Source organism: Acidovorax sp. Q11 (genome assembly GCF_054950075.1).
In genome coordinates, this window is the sequence record NZ_JBUDZG010000011.1 from 84,548 (window position 1) to 99,942 (window position 15,395).

Genomic DNA, 15,395 nt, shown 5'->3' on the forward strand with positions numbered 1-15,395 from the left:
TTACTCCTGCAAAACGGCCTTACCGATGATGAGCTGCTGCACTTCGGTGGCGCCTTCGTAAATGCGCAGCGAGCGGATGTCGCGGTACAGCGATTCGACCTTGCTGCCCACTTCCACGCCGCGCCCGCCGTGCAGCTGCAGCGCCATGTCGATGACGCGCTGGGCGTTTTCAGTGGCGGTCATCTTGGCCATCGCCGCTTCGGCAGTCACGCGCGCCTGGCCCGTGTCGCGCAGCCAGGCCGCGCGGTAGGTCAGCAGCGCGGCGCTGTCCACCAGCGCGGCCATTTCGCCGATCTTGGCCTGCGTGAGCTGGAAGTCGGCGAGCGTCTGGCCGAACATGCGGCGCTGGCGTGCGTGGTGCACGGCCTCGGCCAGCGCGCGGCGGGCCATGCCCAGAGCGGCAGCGGCGACCGATGCGCGGAAGATGTCGAGCGTGCGCATGGCCAGCTTGAAGCCGCCGTTCTCCTCGCCCAGCAGCGCCGTGGCAGGCACGGCGCATTGGTCGAACTGCAGCGTGGCCAGCGGGTGTGGCGCCATCACGTGGATGTGGCGCGAGGTGTCGAGCCCCGGCGTGTTCGCATCCACGATGAACGCGCTGATACCGCGCGTGCCCCCGGCCGGGTCGGTCTTGGCGAACACGCAGTAGAAGTCGGCAATGCCGCCGTTGCTGATCCAGGTCTTGGTTCCGGTCAAAGAATATGAGTCTTTTAGGCCGTTACCGCCTGATGGGTAAGCGCTTTTTGCTATTGTTTTCATAGCGCCAACATCCGAGCCCGCCTCAGGTTCGGAGAGCGCAAACGCGGCGATCAGCTCACCGCGTGCCACGCCCTGCAGGTAGTGCGCCTGCTGCGCGGGGCTGCCCGCCAGCGTGATCGCACCGCTGCCTAGCCCCTGCATCGCAAACGCAAAGTCGGCTAGCGGCGAGTGGTAGGCCAGGGTCTCGCGCAGCAGCACCAGCGCCCGCGAGTCGAGTGCGGGCAGCGCGCCACCATGGGCGGCGGGCACGCAGTAGCGCAGCCAGCCGCCCGTGCCCAGGCGCTGCACCCAGTCGCGACAAGCAACGCGGTCGTCGGTTTCATCCACCTCTTGCGTGGCCGCCCACGGAACCAGGCCCTCGGCCAGCGCGCGGTGGGCGTCATCAAAAAACGGCAGGGCCAGGTGCGCCGTCGAAGGTGGGCAAGGGGCGGGCGGCGTGGCTACGTGCATGTTGTTAGTCCCCTTGGAAAACGGGCTTCTGCTTGGCGGCGAAAGCTTCGTAGGCGCGGCGGAAGTCTTCGGTCTGCATGCAGATGGCCTGGGCCTGCGCTTCGGCTTCGATGGCCTGCTCGATGGTCATGCTCCATTCCTGGCTCAGCATGGTCTTGGTCATGCCGTGGGCAAAGGTGGGGCCATCGGCCAGCGCGCGCGCGGTGGCCTGCACGTTGGCCAGCAGGTCGGCACTTTCGTACAAATCGTTGAAGAAGCCCCAGGCCAGGCCTTCGTGCGCCGTCATCGCGCGGCCGGTGAACAGCAGTTCGCTGGCGCGGCCCTGGCCGATCATGCGCGGCAGCAGCGCGCAGGCGCCCATGTCGGCGCCGGCCAGGCCCACGCGGGTGAACAAGAACGCGGTCTTGGTGGCCTCGGTGCCGTAGCGCATGTCGCAGGCCAGCGCCATCATCGCGCCCGCACCGGCACAGATGCCGTCGATGGCGCCCAGCACGGGCTGCGGGCAGGCGCGCATGGCTTTGACCAGGTCGCCCGTCATGCGCGTGAACTCCAGCAGTTCGGGCATGGTCATGATGGTGAGCGGGCCGATGATCTCGTGCACGTCGCCGCCCGAGCAGAAGTTGCCGCCCGCGCCGGTGACGACGATGGCCTTCACATCGGTGGCAAAGCGCAGCGCGTAGAAGAAGTCGCGCAGCTCGGCATAGCTCTGGAAGGTGAGCGGGTTCTTGCGGTCGGGCCGGTTGAGCGTGACGGTGCCCACGCCAGCATCAAAGCTCCACGCGAAATGCTCGGCCACGTAGCGGGCCTCTGGGTTGAACTGCTCGCGCATGGGGTTACTCGCCCCGATGTAGTGCTTCATTCGGCTGTCTCCAAAGAGTTGTTTTGTGTGTGCTCTTTCACCTTGCCCAGCAGGCGGTACAAGGTGGCGATGTCGCGCTCGCCCAGCGTGGCGAAGGCCTCGACGATCCATTGCTCGTGCTGGCGTGCCATGGTGTTGAACTGCTCGCGGCCTTGCGGCGTGAGGCGCACCAGGTACGCACGACGGTCGCCCTCCACGTCCATGCGCTCCACCAGCCCTTCGGCCACGAGCTGGTCGGTGATGCCGGTGATGTTGCCGCTCGTCACCATCATGCGGCGCGAGAGCTCTTTCATCTTCATGCCGTCCGGTGCGCGCTCCAGCTGTGCCATCAGGTCGAAGCGTGGCAGCGTGGTGTCGAACTGCGCGCGCAGGTGGCTGCGCACCTGCTTTTCGATGAGCTGGGTGCAGGTGAGCAGGCGCAGCCACAGGCGCAGGGCCTCGGGATGTTCGCTGGGGGCGGCGCCGTGCAGGCGGGCTTCGAGGTCCATGGCTAGCCTTCTTCCTCGGGTGCTCTGTTTTTAGTAGCTGCTTGCGCTTGATTTACCTGCGCAAGGAGCTGTTTTTGCTTGGATATCTCGCGCAGCATCTGGTCGCGGCCGCTGGTGTACTGCACCGGCCAGTCGGTGTGCGCTGCGGCCACGGGGCTCAGCTGCGCGGCTGCGTGCAGCGTCCACGCCGGGTCGGCCAGGTGGGGGCGGGCGATGGCGCACAGGTCGGCGCGGCCGGCGGCAATGATGCTGTTGGCGTGGTCGGCCTCGGTGATCGCGCCCACCGCCATGGTGGCAATGCCCACTTCGTTGCGGATGCGGTCGGCGAATGGCGTCTGGTACATGCGGCCGTACACCGGCTTGGCGGCGCGCGTGGTCTGGCCGGACGACACGTCGATCAGGTCGGCACCCGCAGCTTTGAACAGGCGCGCAATCTCTACCGCGTCGTCAGGCGTGTTGCCGCCGGGCGCCCAGTCGTGGGCCGAGATGCGCACGCTCAGCGGCTTGTCCTCTGGCCACACGGCGCGCAGAGCGGTGAACACTTCGAGCGGATACCGGCAGCGGTTGTCCAGGCTGCCGCCATATTCATCCGCGCGCTGGTTGGTGATGGGGCTGATGAAGCTGGCCAGCAGGTAGCCATGCGCGCAGTGCAGCTCCAGCCAGTCGAAGCCGCAGGCCAGCGCGCGCTGGGCGCTTTCGACAAACGCGGCGGTCATCCGGTCCATGTCGGCGCGGGTCATCGCTGCGGGTGTCTGGTTCTGTTCGCCATAGGCCAGCGCGCTGGCAGCGAGCAGGGGCCAATTGCCCTGGGGCAGTGGCTCGTCCGTGCCTTCCCAGCCCACGCGGGTCGAGCCCTTGGGGCCGCTGTGGCCGAGCTGAAGGCCGATCTTGGCCGTGCTGCTGCCGTGCACAAAGTTCACGATGCGCGCGAAGGCGGCTTGCTGCGCATCGTTCCACAGCCCCGTGCAGGCGGGGGTGATGCGGCCCTCGGGCGTGGGGCTGGTCATCTCCACCATCACCAGCGCCGCGCCGCCGAGGGCCCGCGCGCCCAGGTGCACCAGGTGGAAGTCCTGCGGCACGCCATCGACCGCGCTGTAGGTGGCCATGGGCGAGACGACGATGCGGTTTTTGAGCGTGAGGTCCTTCAACGCAAACGGCGTGAGCATGGGCGGAACGGCCGCCTTGCCGCCTGCCAGCCACGCTTCATACCCTTCAAGCCACGCTGCATCGCGCAGCCGCAGGTTCTCGTGGCTGATGCGCTGGCTGCGCGTGAGCAGCGAATACGCGAATTGCTCGATGGGCATGCCGGTGTAGCGGCCCACGTTCTCGAACCACTCGGTGCTGTTGCGCGCGGCGTTCTGGATCTTGAGCACCTCGACGCTGCGGCGCGCCTCGTAGTGCTGCAGCACGTCGTCGATGGGCAGACCGGTCGCAAACTCGTTGGAGAGGTCGATCGCGTCTTCCAGCGCGAGCTTGGTACCACTGCCAATCGAGAAATGTGCCGTGTGCGCCGCGTCGCCCATCAGCACGATGGGCACGCGCTTGCCGCCGATGGTCTCGCGGTGCACCCAGGTGTTGCAGATCACGCGCGGAAAACGGATCCAGTTGGCCGAGCCGCGCAGGTGCGTGGCGTTGCTGATGAGGGCGTTGCCGTCGAGGTACTTGGCAAACAGCTTCTCGCAGAACGCAATCGCCTCGGGCTGCTCCATCTGGTCCAGGCCGTGTGCCTTCCACACCGCTTCGGGGGTCTCGATGATGAAGGTGGAGGTGTCGGCATCGAACTGGTAGGCGTGCGCCTGGAACCAGCCGTGCTCGGTCTGCTCGAAAGCGAACGTAAAAGCGTCGAGTTTTTTGTGCGTGCCCAGCCACACGAAGCGGCACTGGCGCAGATCGATGTCGGGCTGGTAGGTGGCAGCGTAGCGGGTGCGGATGCGGCTGTTGAGGCCGTCGCTGGCGATCACCAGGTCGGCGCCGTACTGTGCAGCCAGCGCCTGGTCGTCGGCCACATCGGTCTCGAACACCAGCTCCACGCCCACCGCCAGGCAGCGGTCCTGCAGGATGTTGAGCAGCCGCTTGCGCCCGATGCCACAAAAGCCATGGCCCGAGGAGCGCACGCTGCGGCCCTTGAAGAACACCTCGATATCGTCCCAGTGGTTGAACGCGTCGCCGATCAGTGCTGCCGTGGGCGCGTCGGCCGCCTGCAGGTTGGCCAGCGTCTGGTCCGACAGCACCACGCCCCAGCCGAAGGTGTCGAACGGCCGGTTGCGTTCGACCACCGTGATGCGGTGTGCGGGGTTCTGCTGCTTCATCAGCAGGGCGAAATAGAGACCGGCGGGCCCGCCGCCAATGCAGAGGATGTTCATGTCAAAATAGTTTAGACCTAAACAAAATGCTGTCAATGGGGCGTTCCCGCTCTGGTTCTCGTAGCGCAAGCGACATGCCCGGCGCACAATCACTCTGAAGGTGCCGCGCAGCCCGTGCGGCCACCATGAGAAATTACCAGGAAAGGACCCTCTGCATGCTTTACAAATTCAAGTCCCGCGCTGCCGCCGATCTGATCATGCTGGAGCCCCAGGGGCGTCAGATCGTGACCATCATGGGCAAGACCCCCGGGGCCAGCGGCATCGTGACTGCCGCGCAGATCCCCGGTGCCATTGCCGCACTGGAGGCCGCCGTGGCCGCCGAAGAAGCCCTGCCGCCGGTAGACGAGGCGGGCGAAGAGGTGACGGAGCAAGAGCGTGCCGAGGCGGTGCGCCTGCGCCAGCGCGTGGCGCCCCTCATTGAAATGTTGCGCCGCAGCGCCGCCGAGCAGGTGGACGTGGTCTGGGGCGTATAGCCATGGCCCCAGTGTTGCCGCCCCTGGCGGTGGTGCAGGCGCAGCTGGATGCCTACAACGCCAAGGACATCGACGCGCTGCTGGCGACCTATGCGCCCGATGCCGAGCAGTACGTGCTGCACGGCGAACGCCTGGCGCAAGGCCATGCGCAGATGCGCGAGCGGTTTCTGGCCCGGTTTGCCGAGCCCGACCTGCATGCGCGCCTGCTGTCGCGCACCGTGGTGGGTGCCATGGTGGTGGATTGCGAGCTGATCACCCGCAACTTCCCCGAGGGCCTGGGCACGGTGGAGATGTTGTGTGTCTACGAGGTGGTGGATGGGCGCATCCAGCGGGCATCGTTCGCCACCGGGGCCAAGCGCCTGGGGCCCTCTGCGATGCCTGCAGGCTGAGTGGGTGCAGCGGCGGGGGCTGTGCCCCCTGTGTGTGTCAGTCCACCTTGGCGCCCGAGTTTTTCACCACCTGCGCCCACTTCCTGTGTTCGCTGTCGATGTGTTTGGCAAAGTCGGCTGGGGTGTTGCCGCCGGGGATGGCGCCCTGGGCCAGCAGCCGCTCCTTCATGGCCGGTGTGGCCAGTGACTTGGCCACCTCCTGCTGGATGCGGTTCACGATGTCGGGGGGCGTGCCCGCCGGGGCCAGCAGCCCGAACCACGAGCTGGCCTCGTAGCCCTTGAGCGTGGGGCCGCCCGCCTGCTCCACCGTGGGCACATCGGGCAGGGCGCTGGAGCGCTCGGAGCTGGTCACCGCCAGCGCCGTGAGCTTGCCCGCCTTGATCTGCGCCATGGACGAGGGCAGGTTGTCGAACATCACATCGGCATTGCCCGCCACCATGTCCAGCAGCGCCGGGCCCGAGCCCCGGTAGGGCAGGTGCAGCATGAAGGTGCCCGTCATGCTCTTGAACAGCTCGCCTGCCAGATGGATGGAGGTACCGTTGCCGCTCGATGCCATGTTCATCTTGCCGGGGCTGGCCTTGGCCACGCGGATGAAGTCCTGCACATTGGTCACGCCCAGGGCCTTGGCCTTGTCCGCGTTCATCACCATCACATTGGGCACGGCAGCCACCAGGGTGATGGGCACAAAGTCCTTGATGGGGTCATAGGGCAGCTTGGCATACAGCGCGCGGTTGATGCCGTGGGTGCCCACCGTGCCCATGAGCAGGGTGTAGCCGTCGCCGGGTGACTTGGCCACCACTTCGGCGCCCACATTGCCACCGGCGCCTGCGCGGTTGTCCACGATGAACTGCTGGCCGAAGGCCTTGGACAGCTCCGGCGCCATGGCGCGCGCGAGGATGTCGGTGGTGCCGCCAGGGGCGAATGGCACCACGATGCGCACGGGCTTGGTCGGCCACCCCGCACCTGTGGAAGTGGCAGGTTGGGCATGGGCCGTGCCTGGCGCCAGCAGCGCGCTGGCGGCGGCCACGGCCAGTGCGCCCAGTGCGCTCAGGGTGAAGGCCAGGGCCACGGCCTTGCGGCGGCTGCGTGCATGGGCGCGGGCCTGGATCTGGGCGCTGGAGCGCGCCGGGGTGCGAAAGTTGTGTGCTTGTGCCATGGAAGCCATTCCTCGTTGAAACCAATGGAAGCCTGCGCCGCTGCCTGTACTTGTTCGGCGTGTCTGCCCTCTGTTCTACGCGGGTGTGTGCGGCCCGGGCAGGTGGGATTACCCGAGGGTGGCGCGGCCTGGCAAGTTGCCGCGCCTGTTGCCCTGAGTGGGCCTGTCGAGGTGGCGCAACGGTGCATAAAAAAGAAAGCCGCCGGGCCGTGTGGCGCGGTGGCTGGGTGTGGGCGGTGATGCGATGCCGCACCGCCCGGGTTGGCAGCGATGCGGCCGGGTCAGTCGGCGTAGGTGCCTGCGGCCTTGATCACTGCGCCCCACTTGTCGATTTCGGCGGCCACAAACTTCTTGTGCTCAGGGCCGTCCACGCGCTTGTCGGTCACGACCACGGCGCCCAGGGCTTCCTGCTTCTTGATGAATTCGGGGTCCTTCAGAGCGGTCTTGAGGGCTTCGTTGATCTTCTTCTGCACATCGGCAGGCGTGCCCTTGGGCGCGTACAGGCCGTGCCAGATGCTCACGTTGAAGTCCTTCAGACCCGATTCAGCCAGCGTGGGCAGGTCCTTCAGGGCGGGCGTGGTCAGGCGCTTGGCGGTGGTCACGGCGTAGGCCTTGACCTTCTTGCCTTCGATCTGCGAAGTGGTGTTGGTGGTTTGGTCGCACAGCAGGTCGATCTGGCCGCCGATCAGGTCGGTGATGGCGGGGGCGGTGCCCTTGTAGGGCACGGCGGTCATGTCCACCTGCATGGCGCTCTGGAGCATCAGGCCGCACAGGTGCGACGCAGCGCCCAGGCCGGCATTGCCCAGGTTGATCTTGCCCTTGTTCTGCTGAATCCAGGCGGTGAGTTCCTTGAAGTTGTTCGCGGGCATGGTGGGGCGCGCGATCAGCGTCATGGGCACTTCGTTGACCATGCCCAGGTATTCAAAGTCGTTGGGCACGCTGAACGAGAGCTTGCGGTACAGCGCAGGCATGGTGGACATGCCAATGTGGTTGAGCAGCAGCGTGTAGCCATCGGGGGTGGCGCGGGCCACGCGGGCGGCGCCGATGGAACTGCCAGCACCGGCGGTGTTGTCTACCACGACGGTGGCGCCCAGGGGCTTGCGCAGTGCTTCGGCCAGGTCACGGGCCACGCGGTCGGTGGGGCCACCGGCGGCAAAGGGCACCACGATGGTGACGGTCTTGTCCTTGGCGGGGAACTCTTGGGCACTGGCGCCAAAGGCAGCGGCTGCAGCGGCAGCGATCAGTGCGAGTTTCAGCATCTTTTTCATGGTCTCTCCTGTAAATGACGGGCCATGATAGCGAGGGGGATTTGCGGAAACATTGCGGATAGTACGTAGCACGTTGGTGACATGGTTTTCAAGCGCAATAGGCCTGTTGCGCCTGTCTGTATTGCCTTGTGTGCTATCAATAGGGTAGCAATTGTTAGGGTAAACACTGCGGTTCCCCGGCGCGCCGGATGGGCATGTCTTGCGCTGCCGCAAACCCGCTTCCCCGGGCGCCAAAACCCGCAGCGGGCCCTTGAAACCGGCACCCGCCAACGCCAGAGCCACCGTGGAACTGGCTTTGCCAGGCCACAGGTGGCGCCCCCCCCGGGGAAGGCGCCGCAGGCGACTCAGGGGGTTAGCGATAACTCCGTGCGTCCTCAATCACCTTGCCGTCGTTGGGCAGCGTGCCCGGTGCCACCATCTGCACGTCGCCGCGCAGCTTGGTCACTTCGCGGATGGCGTCGCCCAGCTGGTGGGCCAGGCCCTCGGCGGTCTCGGTGGTTTCGACCTGCAGCACCATCTGGTCGTTGGCCATTTCGCCACTGACCACCAGGCGCGCGCGCAGCACCTGCGGAAAGCGCCGCGCAATCGTGGCGATCTGCCCGGGGTGCACAAACATGCCGCGCACCTTGGTGGTCTGGTCGGCCCGGCCCATCCAGCCCTTGATGCGGGTGTTGGTGCGGCCGGTGGGGCAAGGGCCAGGCAGCACGGCCGAGAGGTCGCCGGTGCCGAAGCGAATCAGCGGGTAGTCGGGGTTGAGCGTGGATACCACCAGCTCGCCCACCTCGCCCTCGGGCACGGGGTCGCCGGTGCCGGGGCGCACGATCTCCACGATCACGCCTTCGTCCAGCACCAGGCCCTCACGGGCCGAGGTTTCGTAGGCAATCAGGCCCAGGTCGGCGGTGGCGTAGCACTGGTAGCCCGCAATGCCCCGCTCGGTAAACCAGTCGCGCAGGCTGGGCGGAAAGGCTTCGCCCGACACCATGGCCTTGGTCACGCTGGGCAGCACCACGCCCAGCTCGGCGGCCTTCTCGACAATGATTTTCAGAAAGCTCGGCGTGCCGATGTAGCCCGCAGGCTTGAGCTCAGCCATGGCCTGCACCTGCTGCTCGGTCTGGCCCGTGCCGCCCGGGAACACGGTGCAGCCCAGTGCATGCGCGCCGGTTTCCATCATCGAGCCCGCAGGCACGAAGTGGTAGCTGAAGCTGTTGTGGATCAACTCGCCACCGCGAAAGCCAGCGGCGTGGATGGCCCGCGCCATGCGCCAGTAGTCGGGCCGCGTGCCCTCGGGCTCGTAGATGGTGCCGGGGCTGGCAAATACGCGCGTCATGCCGGGGCCAAAGTCCAGCGCGCTGAAGCCGCCAAACACATTGGTGGCGCGGCCGGCCTGCTGGCGCTCCAGCAGCTCGTACTTGCGCGTGACGGGCAGCCGCGCCAGCGCCGCGCGGCTGGTGACGGCCGACGCGTCCACCCCGGCCAGGATGCTGGCAAACGCGGGGGATGCCTTCTGGGCATGTGCCACCTGGGCGGGCAGCGCGGCCAGCAAGGCGGCCTCGCGCTCGGACGGATTGCGAGTTTCCAGGGCGTCGTAAAACGTGCTCATGCCATGGGTTCCTATGCGGTGGTTATGAATGAAATAAGCCTTGTGCGCCTGTCCATCAAGCGCGAGTAGCTATCAAAATAGGAGTTGCTTTGTATTTCTAGGTACCTGGGTAGCGCTATCGCCAAAACCGCCACAGCTCCCGTCTCAGCGCACCCGTGGAACTGGCTTTGCCAGGCCACCGGGTGCGTCCCCCTGGGGGGAAGGCGCGCAGCGCCTCAGGGGGGCTTCTCAAGCAAGCCAGCGCTTGCGCCGCTTGTAGCTCTTCACATCCTTGAAGCTCTTGCGCTCGCCGCCGCCCACGCCCAGGTAGAACTCCTTCACGTCCTCGTTGTTGGCCAGGTCGCTCGCGGCGCCGTCCATCACCACGCGGCCGCTTTCCATGATGTAGCCGTAGTCCGAATACTTCAGCGCCATGTTGGTGTTCTGCTCGGCCAGCAGGAAGGTGACCTTCTCCTTGGTGTTCAGGTCCTTCACGATGTTGAACACCTCCTCCACGATCTGCGGCGCAAGGCCCATCGAGGGCTCGTCGAGCAGCACCATGCTGGGGTTGGCCATCAGCGCGCGGCCAATGGCGCACATCTGCTGCTCGCCGCCCGACGTGTACGCCGCCTGCGAGGTGCGGCGTGTCTTCAGGCGCGGGAAGTAGTTGTAGACCTTCTCCAGGTTGGCCGCGATCTCGGCCTTGCTGGTGCGGGTGTAGCTGCCCGTCATCAGGTTTTCTTCAATGGTCAGGTGGGCAAAACAGTGCCGCCCCTCCATCACCTGCACCACGCCGCGCTGCACCAGGTCGGCGGGCGAGAGGTTTTCGATGCGCTCGCCACGCAGCTCGATCGAGCCCTTGGTGACCGCGCCCCGCTCGCCCTGCAGCAGGTTGGAGATGGCGCGCAGCGTGGTCGTCTTGCCCGCGCCGTTGCCCCCCAGGATGGCCACGATGGCGCCCTGCGGCACCTGCAGTGACACGCCCTTGAGCACCAGGATCACGTGGTTGTAGATGACCTCGATGCCGTTGACGTTGAGAACAATGTTTTTAGAGTCCATGGTGTTGCCTTCGCTGTGCCAATCCAAAAAGTTGCTGCATAGGCAACTCTTTGGATTGGCGGCTGCTCACAAAAATGGAGCAACCGCTTCGTCACCGGCCGTTGATACGGTCGCCGCCCAATGCCAGGGCCACCGTGCAAGGGCCGCCCCGCCGCACCGGTGGCGTCCCCCTTCCCGAATCGCGCAGCGATTCGAGAGAAGGGGGAAGGCGCGTCAGCGCCTCAGGGGGATGTACCGAATCAAGACTGGCAGTCTTCCGGCGTACGCGGCGTCAGCTTCTTCTCGGCTGCGTACTTCGCCGCCGTCGCCTTCACCAGCGGCTTGATGATCTGCTCGTCAGCCTGCAGCCAGTCGGACGTGAACTTCCAGGCCTTGCCGTCCCAGGTGTGGATGCGGGCCCAGGCGGCGCCCATGTGGTCGGTGCACGAGGTGCTGATGGGGCGCATCACGCCCGCAAAACCCAGCGCATCCAGCTTCGGCTGAGTGAGGTTCAGGTTCTCCAGGCCCCAGCGCACTTGTTCGCCGCTCATGACCTTGCCCTTGCCAAAACGGTCCTGGGCGGCGCGGATGCCTTCCACGCCCAGCATCGCGCTCATGGCGCCGCGCATGTACAGCACCTGGCCCACTTCGTCCTTGGGGCCTGTGCCCTGGCCCTTGTCGTGCAGCTGGGCCAGCACGTCCTTGACCAGCTTGGACTGGGGTTCGGCGCCGTGCTGCATAGTCACAGCGTTGTAGCCCTTGGCACCGTCGGCCACGTCCTTCACGTCGGGCTCGGCACCGGCCCACCACACGCCGTACATCTTCTCGCGCGGGTAGCCGGTGGCCTGGGCTTCCTTGATGGCGGTGGAGTTCATCACGCCCCAGCCCCACAGCGCCACGTAGTCGGGGCGGGCCTGGCGGATCTGCAGCCAGGTGGCCTTTTGTTCCACGCCAGGGGCCGTCACGGGCAGCAGTTGCAGGTCAAAGCCGTGCATCTTGGCGCGCTCCTGCATCAGCGGGATGGGCTCCTTGCCATAGGGGCTGTCGTGGTAGACCAGGGCGATCTTCTTGCCCTTGAGCTTGTCCAGGCCGCCTTCCTTCTTGCCGATGGCCTGCAGGATGGCATCGGCCGCCACCCAGTAGGTGCCTGCGATCGGGAAATTCCACTTGAACACGCTGCCGTCCGCGCTCTCCGAGCGGCCATAGCCGATGGTCACCACCGGGATCTTGTCGGCAGGGGCCTTTTCGGTGATGGCAAACGTAGCACCCGTGGACAGCGGTTGCACGAACGACGCGCCCTTGCCCTTGAGGCGTTCGTAGCACTCCACGCTGCGGGCGGTGTCGTAGCCGGTCTCACATTCTTCAAACGAGAGCTTCACGCCGTTGATGCCGCCCCGTGCATTCACCAGCTTGAGGTAATCCACGTAGCCATTGGCCCAGGGTGCGCCGTTCGGGCCGTAGGGGCCCGTGCGGTACGACAGCACCGGGATGAACTGTTCTTTGGCCTGCGCGAAGGCGCTGGTCGATACGACCGATGCACCGGCGGCCACAGCGGCCACGGCCAGAACCAGGGTACGAAGCTTCATGGTTGTCTCCTGTCAATAAAGTGGTTGAAGCACTGCGAAATCACATGGGCCTTCAGTCAAACAACAATCGCTGCAGAACGCATCGGTGTTATCGAGCAAGCCTCTTGGTGGATATGGGAAAAGTCGGGGCAACCCCTCAGTGGGGGAAGGGCCACAGGCGCAGCTTCTGCTTGCCCATCGACCACAGCTTGGCCAGGCCATGCGGCTCCACAATGAGGAACCACACGATCAGGCCGCCAAAGATCATCAGCTCGGCGTGCGAGACACCGGCGGTGGAGATGCTGATGCCGAACAGCCCCAGGAACAGCGGCAGGAACTGGTTGAGCGCAATGGGCAGCACCACGATGAAGGCCGCGCCAAAGAAGCTGCCCATGATGGAGCCCATGCCGCCGATGATCACCATGAACAGCAGGCGGAACGACATGTCCACCGAGAACGCGCCGGGCTCCCAGGCGCCCAGGTACACAAAGGCCCACAGGCCACCGGCCACGCCGATGATGAAGGAGCTGACGGCAAATGCGCTGAGCTTGGCGTACATGGGGCGGATGCCGATCACCGAGGCGGCCACGTCCATGTCGCGGATGGCCATCCACTCGCGGCCAATGGCGCCGCGCACCAGGTTCTTGGCCATCAGTGCCATGACCACCAGGATCGCCAGGCAGAACAGGTACTTGGAGGTGGCGCTTTCGATCGGCATGCCGAACACCTGCAGGTTGGACACCGACACCGAGCCCGAGGGGGTGTCGAGCGTGAACCAGCGAATGCGCAGGAACATCCAGTCGCTGAAGAACTGCGCGGCCAGCGTGGCCACCGCCAGGTACAGCCCCTTCACCCGCAGGCTGGGCAGCCCGAACAGGATGCCGAAGAACGTTGCGCACAGGCCGCCCAGGATCAGTGCGGGGATCAGTGGCAGGCCGGGCAGCCGCACAAAGAAGTTGTAGGCACCGTAGGCACCCACGGCCATGAAGGCGCCCGAGCCCAGCGAGATCTGGCCGCAGTAGCCCACGAGGATGTTCACCCCCAGGGCTGCCAGCGACATGATCACGAACGGGATCAGGATGGCGCGGAAGAAGTAGTCGCTGGCGAGCATGGGCACCGCCACAAAGGCGACGGCCAGCAGCAGGGCGATGGCGATGCGGTCCTGTGCGATCGGGAAGATCTGCTGGTCGGCGCGGTAGCTGGTCTTGAACTGGCCGTTTTCGCGGTAGAGCATGGTGTGTCTCCTGTTGTTCTTGTGATGGGTTACACGCGATCAATGATTTTTTCGCCGAACAACCCTTGAGGGCGGAACAGCAGGAACACCAGCGCCAGTGCATACGCAAACCAGATCTCGATGCCCCCGCCCACGTAGGGGCCCAGGTACACCTCCGACAGCTTCTCGCCCACGCCGATGATCAGCCCGCCGATGATGGCGCCCGGCACCGAGGTGAGGCCGCCCAGGATCACCACCGGCAGCGCACGCAGCGCCACCGTGGCCAGCGAGAACTGCACGCCCAGCTTGCTGCCCCAGATCATCCCGGCCACCAGGGCCACCACACCGGCCACACACCACACGATCACCCAGATGCGGTTGAGCGGGATGCCGATGGACTGGGCGGCCTGGTGGTCGTCGGCCACGGCGCGCAGCGCACGGCCGGTGGAGGTCTTCTGGAAGAACAGCGACAGGGCCACCACCAGCGCGGCGGCAATGGCGGCGGCGATCACGTCTTCCTTGTTGATCAGGATGCCGCCCTGGAACATTTTCTCCAGTGCAAACATTGGGTCCTTGGGCATGCCAATGTCGATCTTGTAGATGTCGCCACCAAAGATGGTCTGGCCCAGGCCTTCCATGAAGTAGGCAATGCCCAGCGTGGCCATGAGCAGCGTGGCGCCTTCCTGGTTGACCAGGTGGCGCAGCACCAGGCGCTCGATCACCCAGGCCACCACAAACATCACGGCGCCTGCGAGCACAAAGGCGATCAGGTTGGCGGCGATCTGGTTGTCCAGGCCCGTCCACTTCGGAACCCATTCGGCAAAGCGTGCCATGGCCAGCGCTGCAAACAGCACCATCGCGCCCTGCGCAAAGTTGAACACGCCCGAGGCCTTGTAGATCAGCACAAAGCCCAGTGCCACCAGCGAATACAGCATGCCGGCCATGAGGCCGCCCAGCAGTGTTTCAAGAAAAAATCCCATGTTGTTGTCTCCTGCGCTTTCGGGGGCTTCAGTGCGATGTGCCCAGGTAGGCGCTGATCACGTCCTGGTTGTTGCGCACCTCGTCGGGCGTGCCGTCGCCGATCTTCTTGCCGTAGTCCAGCACCACCACGCGGTCGCTGATGTCCATCACCACGCCCATGTCGTGCTCGATGAGCACGATGGTGGTGCCGAACTCGTCGTTCACGTCCAGGATGAAGCGGCACATGTCCTGCTTCTCTTCCACGTTCATGCCCGCCATGGGTTCATCGAGCAGCAGCACCTGCGGCTCCATGGCGAGAGCCCGGCCCAGGTCCACGCGCTTTTGCAGGCCATAGGGCAGCTGGCCCACGGGCGTCTTGCGGAAGGCCTGGATCTCCAGGAAGTCGATGATGTGCTCGACCTTCTCGCGGTGGGCCATCTCCTCGCGCTCGGCGGGGCCCAGGCGCAGCGCCTGCAGGAACAGGTTGCTTTTGATCTTGAGGTTGCGGCCGGTCATGATGTTGTCGATCACGCTCATGCCCTTGAACAGCGCCAGGTTCTGGAAGGTGCGCGCCACGCCCATTTCGGCCACCTGGCGCGAGTTCATGTGCGAGAACGTCTTGCCCCGGAAGGTGATGGAGCCGTCCTGCGGCGTGTACACGCCGTTGATGCAGTTGAGCATGGAGCTTTTGCCCGCGCCGTTGGGGCCGATGATGGCGCGGATCTCGTGCTCCTTCACGTTGAACGAGATGTCGGTGAGTGCCTTCACCCCGCCAAACCGGAGGCTGATGTTCTTGACGTCGAGGATGACGTCGCCGATCTTCTTGGTGGTCATGGTG

The 15,395-nt window shown here is 65.5% G+C and carries 14 protein-coding genes; 2 read left to right on the forward strand and 12 right to left on the reverse strand.

Features of this window, described 5'->3' with window-relative positions:
• The 4 genes from ACYZGB_RS11405 to ACYZGB_RS11420 are packed head-to-tail and all read right to left on the reverse strand — an operon-like array spanning window position 1 to window position 4,916.
• Entirely contained in the window at window positions 1-1,206 is a 1,206-nt protein-coding gene (locus ACYZGB_RS11405) for an acyl-CoA dehydrogenase family protein (RefSeq protein ID WP_462388343.1), read from the reverse strand.
• Window positions 1,207-1,210: 4 nt separating this feature from the next.
• On the reverse strand, window positions 1,211-2,065 hold the full coding sequence (locus ACYZGB_RS11410; RefSeq protein WP_462388345.1) for an enoyl-CoA hydratase family protein: 855 nt from the start codon (window positions 2,063-2,065) through the stop codon (window positions 1,211-1,213).
• Window positions 2,062-2,553, reverse strand: a complete 492-nt coding sequence (locus tag ACYZGB_RS11415; protein WP_056059723.1) for a MarR family winged helix-turn-helix transcriptional regulator — start codon at window positions 2,551-2,553, stop codon at window positions 2,062-2,064. The genes ACYZGB_RS11410 and ACYZGB_RS11415 overlap by 4 nt, the downstream gene beginning before the upstream one ends.
• Window positions 2,554-2,555: 2 nt before the next feature.
• Window positions 2,556-4,916, reverse strand: coding sequence for a bifunctional salicylyl-CoA 5-hydroxylase/oxidoreductase (locus ACYZGB_RS11420; protein ID WP_462388347.1), 2,361 nt, complete (start codon window positions 4,914-4,916; stop codon window positions 2,556-2,558).
• A 155-nt stretch (window positions 4,917-5,071) separates the two neighbouring features.
• On the opposite strand from ACYZGB_RS11420, the gene ACYZGB_RS11425 reads away from it, so the two are divergent.
• Window positions 5,072-5,389 (forward strand): DUF1840 domain-containing protein, encoded by a 318-nt coding sequence (locus ACYZGB_RS11425; protein ID WP_462388349.1) that lies wholly within the window; start codon window positions 5,072-5,074, stop codon window positions 5,387-5,389.
• Between the two features lie 2 nt (window positions 5,390-5,391).
• The gene (locus tag ACYZGB_RS11430) at window positions 5,392-5,778 is read left to right on the forward strand and encodes a nuclear transport factor 2 family protein (RefSeq protein ID WP_462388351.1); all 387 of its coding nucleotides are present in this window, start codon (window positions 5,392-5,394) and stop codon (window positions 5,776-5,778) included.
• 37 nt (window positions 5,779-5,815) lie between these two features.
• Here ACYZGB_RS11430 and ACYZGB_RS11435 read toward each other — a convergent pair whose 3' ends face one another.
• The 8 genes from ACYZGB_RS11435 to ACYZGB_RS11470 all read right to left on the reverse strand — a co-directional run bounded on the left by ACYZGB_RS11435 (window position 5,816) and on the right by ACYZGB_RS11470 (window position 15,391).
• The gene (locus ACYZGB_RS11435; protein WP_462388352.1) at window positions 5,816-6,934 is read right to left on the reverse strand and encodes a Bug family tripartite tricarboxylate transporter substrate binding protein; all 1,119 of its coding nucleotides are present in this window, start codon (window positions 6,932-6,934) and stop codon (window positions 5,816-5,818) included.
• Window positions 6,935-7,215: 281 nt separating this feature from the next.
• On the reverse strand, window positions 7,216-8,202 hold the full coding sequence (locus ACYZGB_RS11440) for a tripartite tricarboxylate transporter substrate-binding protein (RefSeq protein ID WP_462388353.1): 987 nt from the start codon (window positions 8,200-8,202) through the stop codon (window positions 7,216-7,218).
• A 352-nt stretch (window positions 8,203-8,554) separates the two neighbouring features.
• Window positions 8,555-9,802, reverse strand: coding sequence for a phenylacetate--CoA ligase family protein (locus tag ACYZGB_RS11445; protein ID WP_462388354.1), 1,248 nt, complete (start codon window positions 9,800-9,802; stop codon window positions 8,555-8,557).
• A 228-nt stretch (window positions 9,803-10,030) separates the two neighbouring features.
• Window positions 10,031-10,840 carry an ABC transporter ATP-binding protein gene (locus ACYZGB_RS11450; RefSeq protein ID WP_462388356.1) on the reverse strand — a complete coding sequence of 270 codons (810 nt, stop codon included), beginning with the start codon at window positions 10,838-10,840 and terminating at the stop codon, window positions 10,031-10,033.
• Window positions 10,841-11,079: 239 nt separating this feature from the next.
• The gene (locus tag ACYZGB_RS11455; protein ID WP_063459350.1) at window positions 11,080-12,405 is read right to left on the reverse strand and encodes an ABC transporter substrate-binding protein; all 1,326 of its coding nucleotides are present in this window, start codon (window positions 12,403-12,405) and stop codon (window positions 11,080-11,082) included.
• Window positions 12,406-12,541: 136 nt separating this feature from the next.
• A complete protein-coding gene (locus ACYZGB_RS11460) occupies window positions 12,542-13,618 on the reverse strand; it encodes a branched-chain amino acid ABC transporter permease (protein ID WP_462388358.1) in 1,077 nt (358 codons plus the stop codon).
• Window positions 13,619-13,647: 29 nt separating this feature from the next.
• Window positions 13,648-14,577 (reverse strand): branched-chain amino acid ABC transporter permease, encoded by a 930-nt coding sequence (locus ACYZGB_RS11465; protein WP_462388360.1) that lies wholly within the window; start codon window positions 14,575-14,577, stop codon window positions 13,648-13,650.
• Between the two features lie 28 nt (window positions 14,578-14,605).
• The gene (locus ACYZGB_RS11470) at window positions 14,606-15,391 is read right to left on the reverse strand and encodes an ABC transporter ATP-binding protein (protein WP_063459424.1); all 786 of its coding nucleotides are present in this window, start codon (window positions 15,389-15,391) and stop codon (window positions 14,606-14,608) included.
• Between the last annotated feature and the right edge of the window lie 4 nt (window positions 15,392-15,395).

Coding starts and splice junctions, on each gene's coding strand:
- ACYZGB_RS11405 (WP_462388343.1), bottom strand. CDS start 1,206: ATGCACGTAGCCACGCCGCCCGCCCCTTGCCCACCTTCGACGGCGCAC.
- ACYZGB_RS11410 (WP_462388345.1), bottom strand. CDS start 2,065: ATGAAGCACTACATCGGGGCGAGTAACCCCATGCGCGAGCAGTTCAAC.
- ACYZGB_RS11415 (WP_056059723.1), bottom strand. CDS start 2,553: ATGGACCTCGAAGCCCGCCTGCACGGCGCCGCCCCCAGCGAACATCCC.
- ACYZGB_RS11420 (WP_462388347.1), bottom strand. CDS start 4,916: ATGAACATCCTCTGCATTGGCGGCGGGCCCGCCGGTCTCTATTTCGCC.
- ACYZGB_RS11425 (WP_462388349.1), top strand. CDS start 5,072: ATGCTTTACAAATTCAAGTCCCGCGCTGCCGCCGATCTGATCATGCTG.
- ACYZGB_RS11430 (WP_462388351.1), top strand. CDS start 5,392: ATGGCCCCAGTGTTGCCGCCCCTGGCGGTGGTGCAGGCGCAGCTGGAT.
- ACYZGB_RS11435 (WP_462388352.1), bottom strand. CDS start 6,934: ATGGCACAAGCACACAACTTTCGCACCCCGGCGCGCTCCAGCGCCCAG.
- ACYZGB_RS11440 (WP_462388353.1), bottom strand. CDS start 8,202: ATGAAAAAGATGCTGAAACTCGCACTGATCGCTGCCGCTGCAGCCGCT.
- ACYZGB_RS11445 (WP_462388354.1), bottom strand. CDS start 9,802: ATGAGCACGTTTTACGACGCCCTGGAAACTCGCAATCCGTCCGAGCGC.
- ACYZGB_RS11450 (WP_462388356.1), bottom strand. CDS start 10,840: ATGGACTCTAAAAACATTGTTCTCAACGTCAACGGCATCGAGGTCATC.
- ACYZGB_RS11455 (WP_063459350.1), bottom strand. CDS start 12,405: ATGAAGCTTCGTACCCTGGTTCTGGCCGTGGCCGCTGTGGCCGCCGGT.
- ACYZGB_RS11460 (WP_462388358.1), bottom strand. CDS start 13,618: ATGCTCTACCGCGAAAACGGCCAGTTCAAGACCAGCTACCGCGCCGAC.
- ACYZGB_RS11465 (WP_462388360.1), bottom strand. CDS start 14,577: ATGGGATTTTTTCTTGAAACACTGCTGGGCGGCCTCATGGCCGGCATG.
- ACYZGB_RS11470 (WP_063459424.1), bottom strand. CDS start 15,391: ATGACCACCAAGAAGATCGGCGACGTCATCCTCGACGTCAAGAACATC.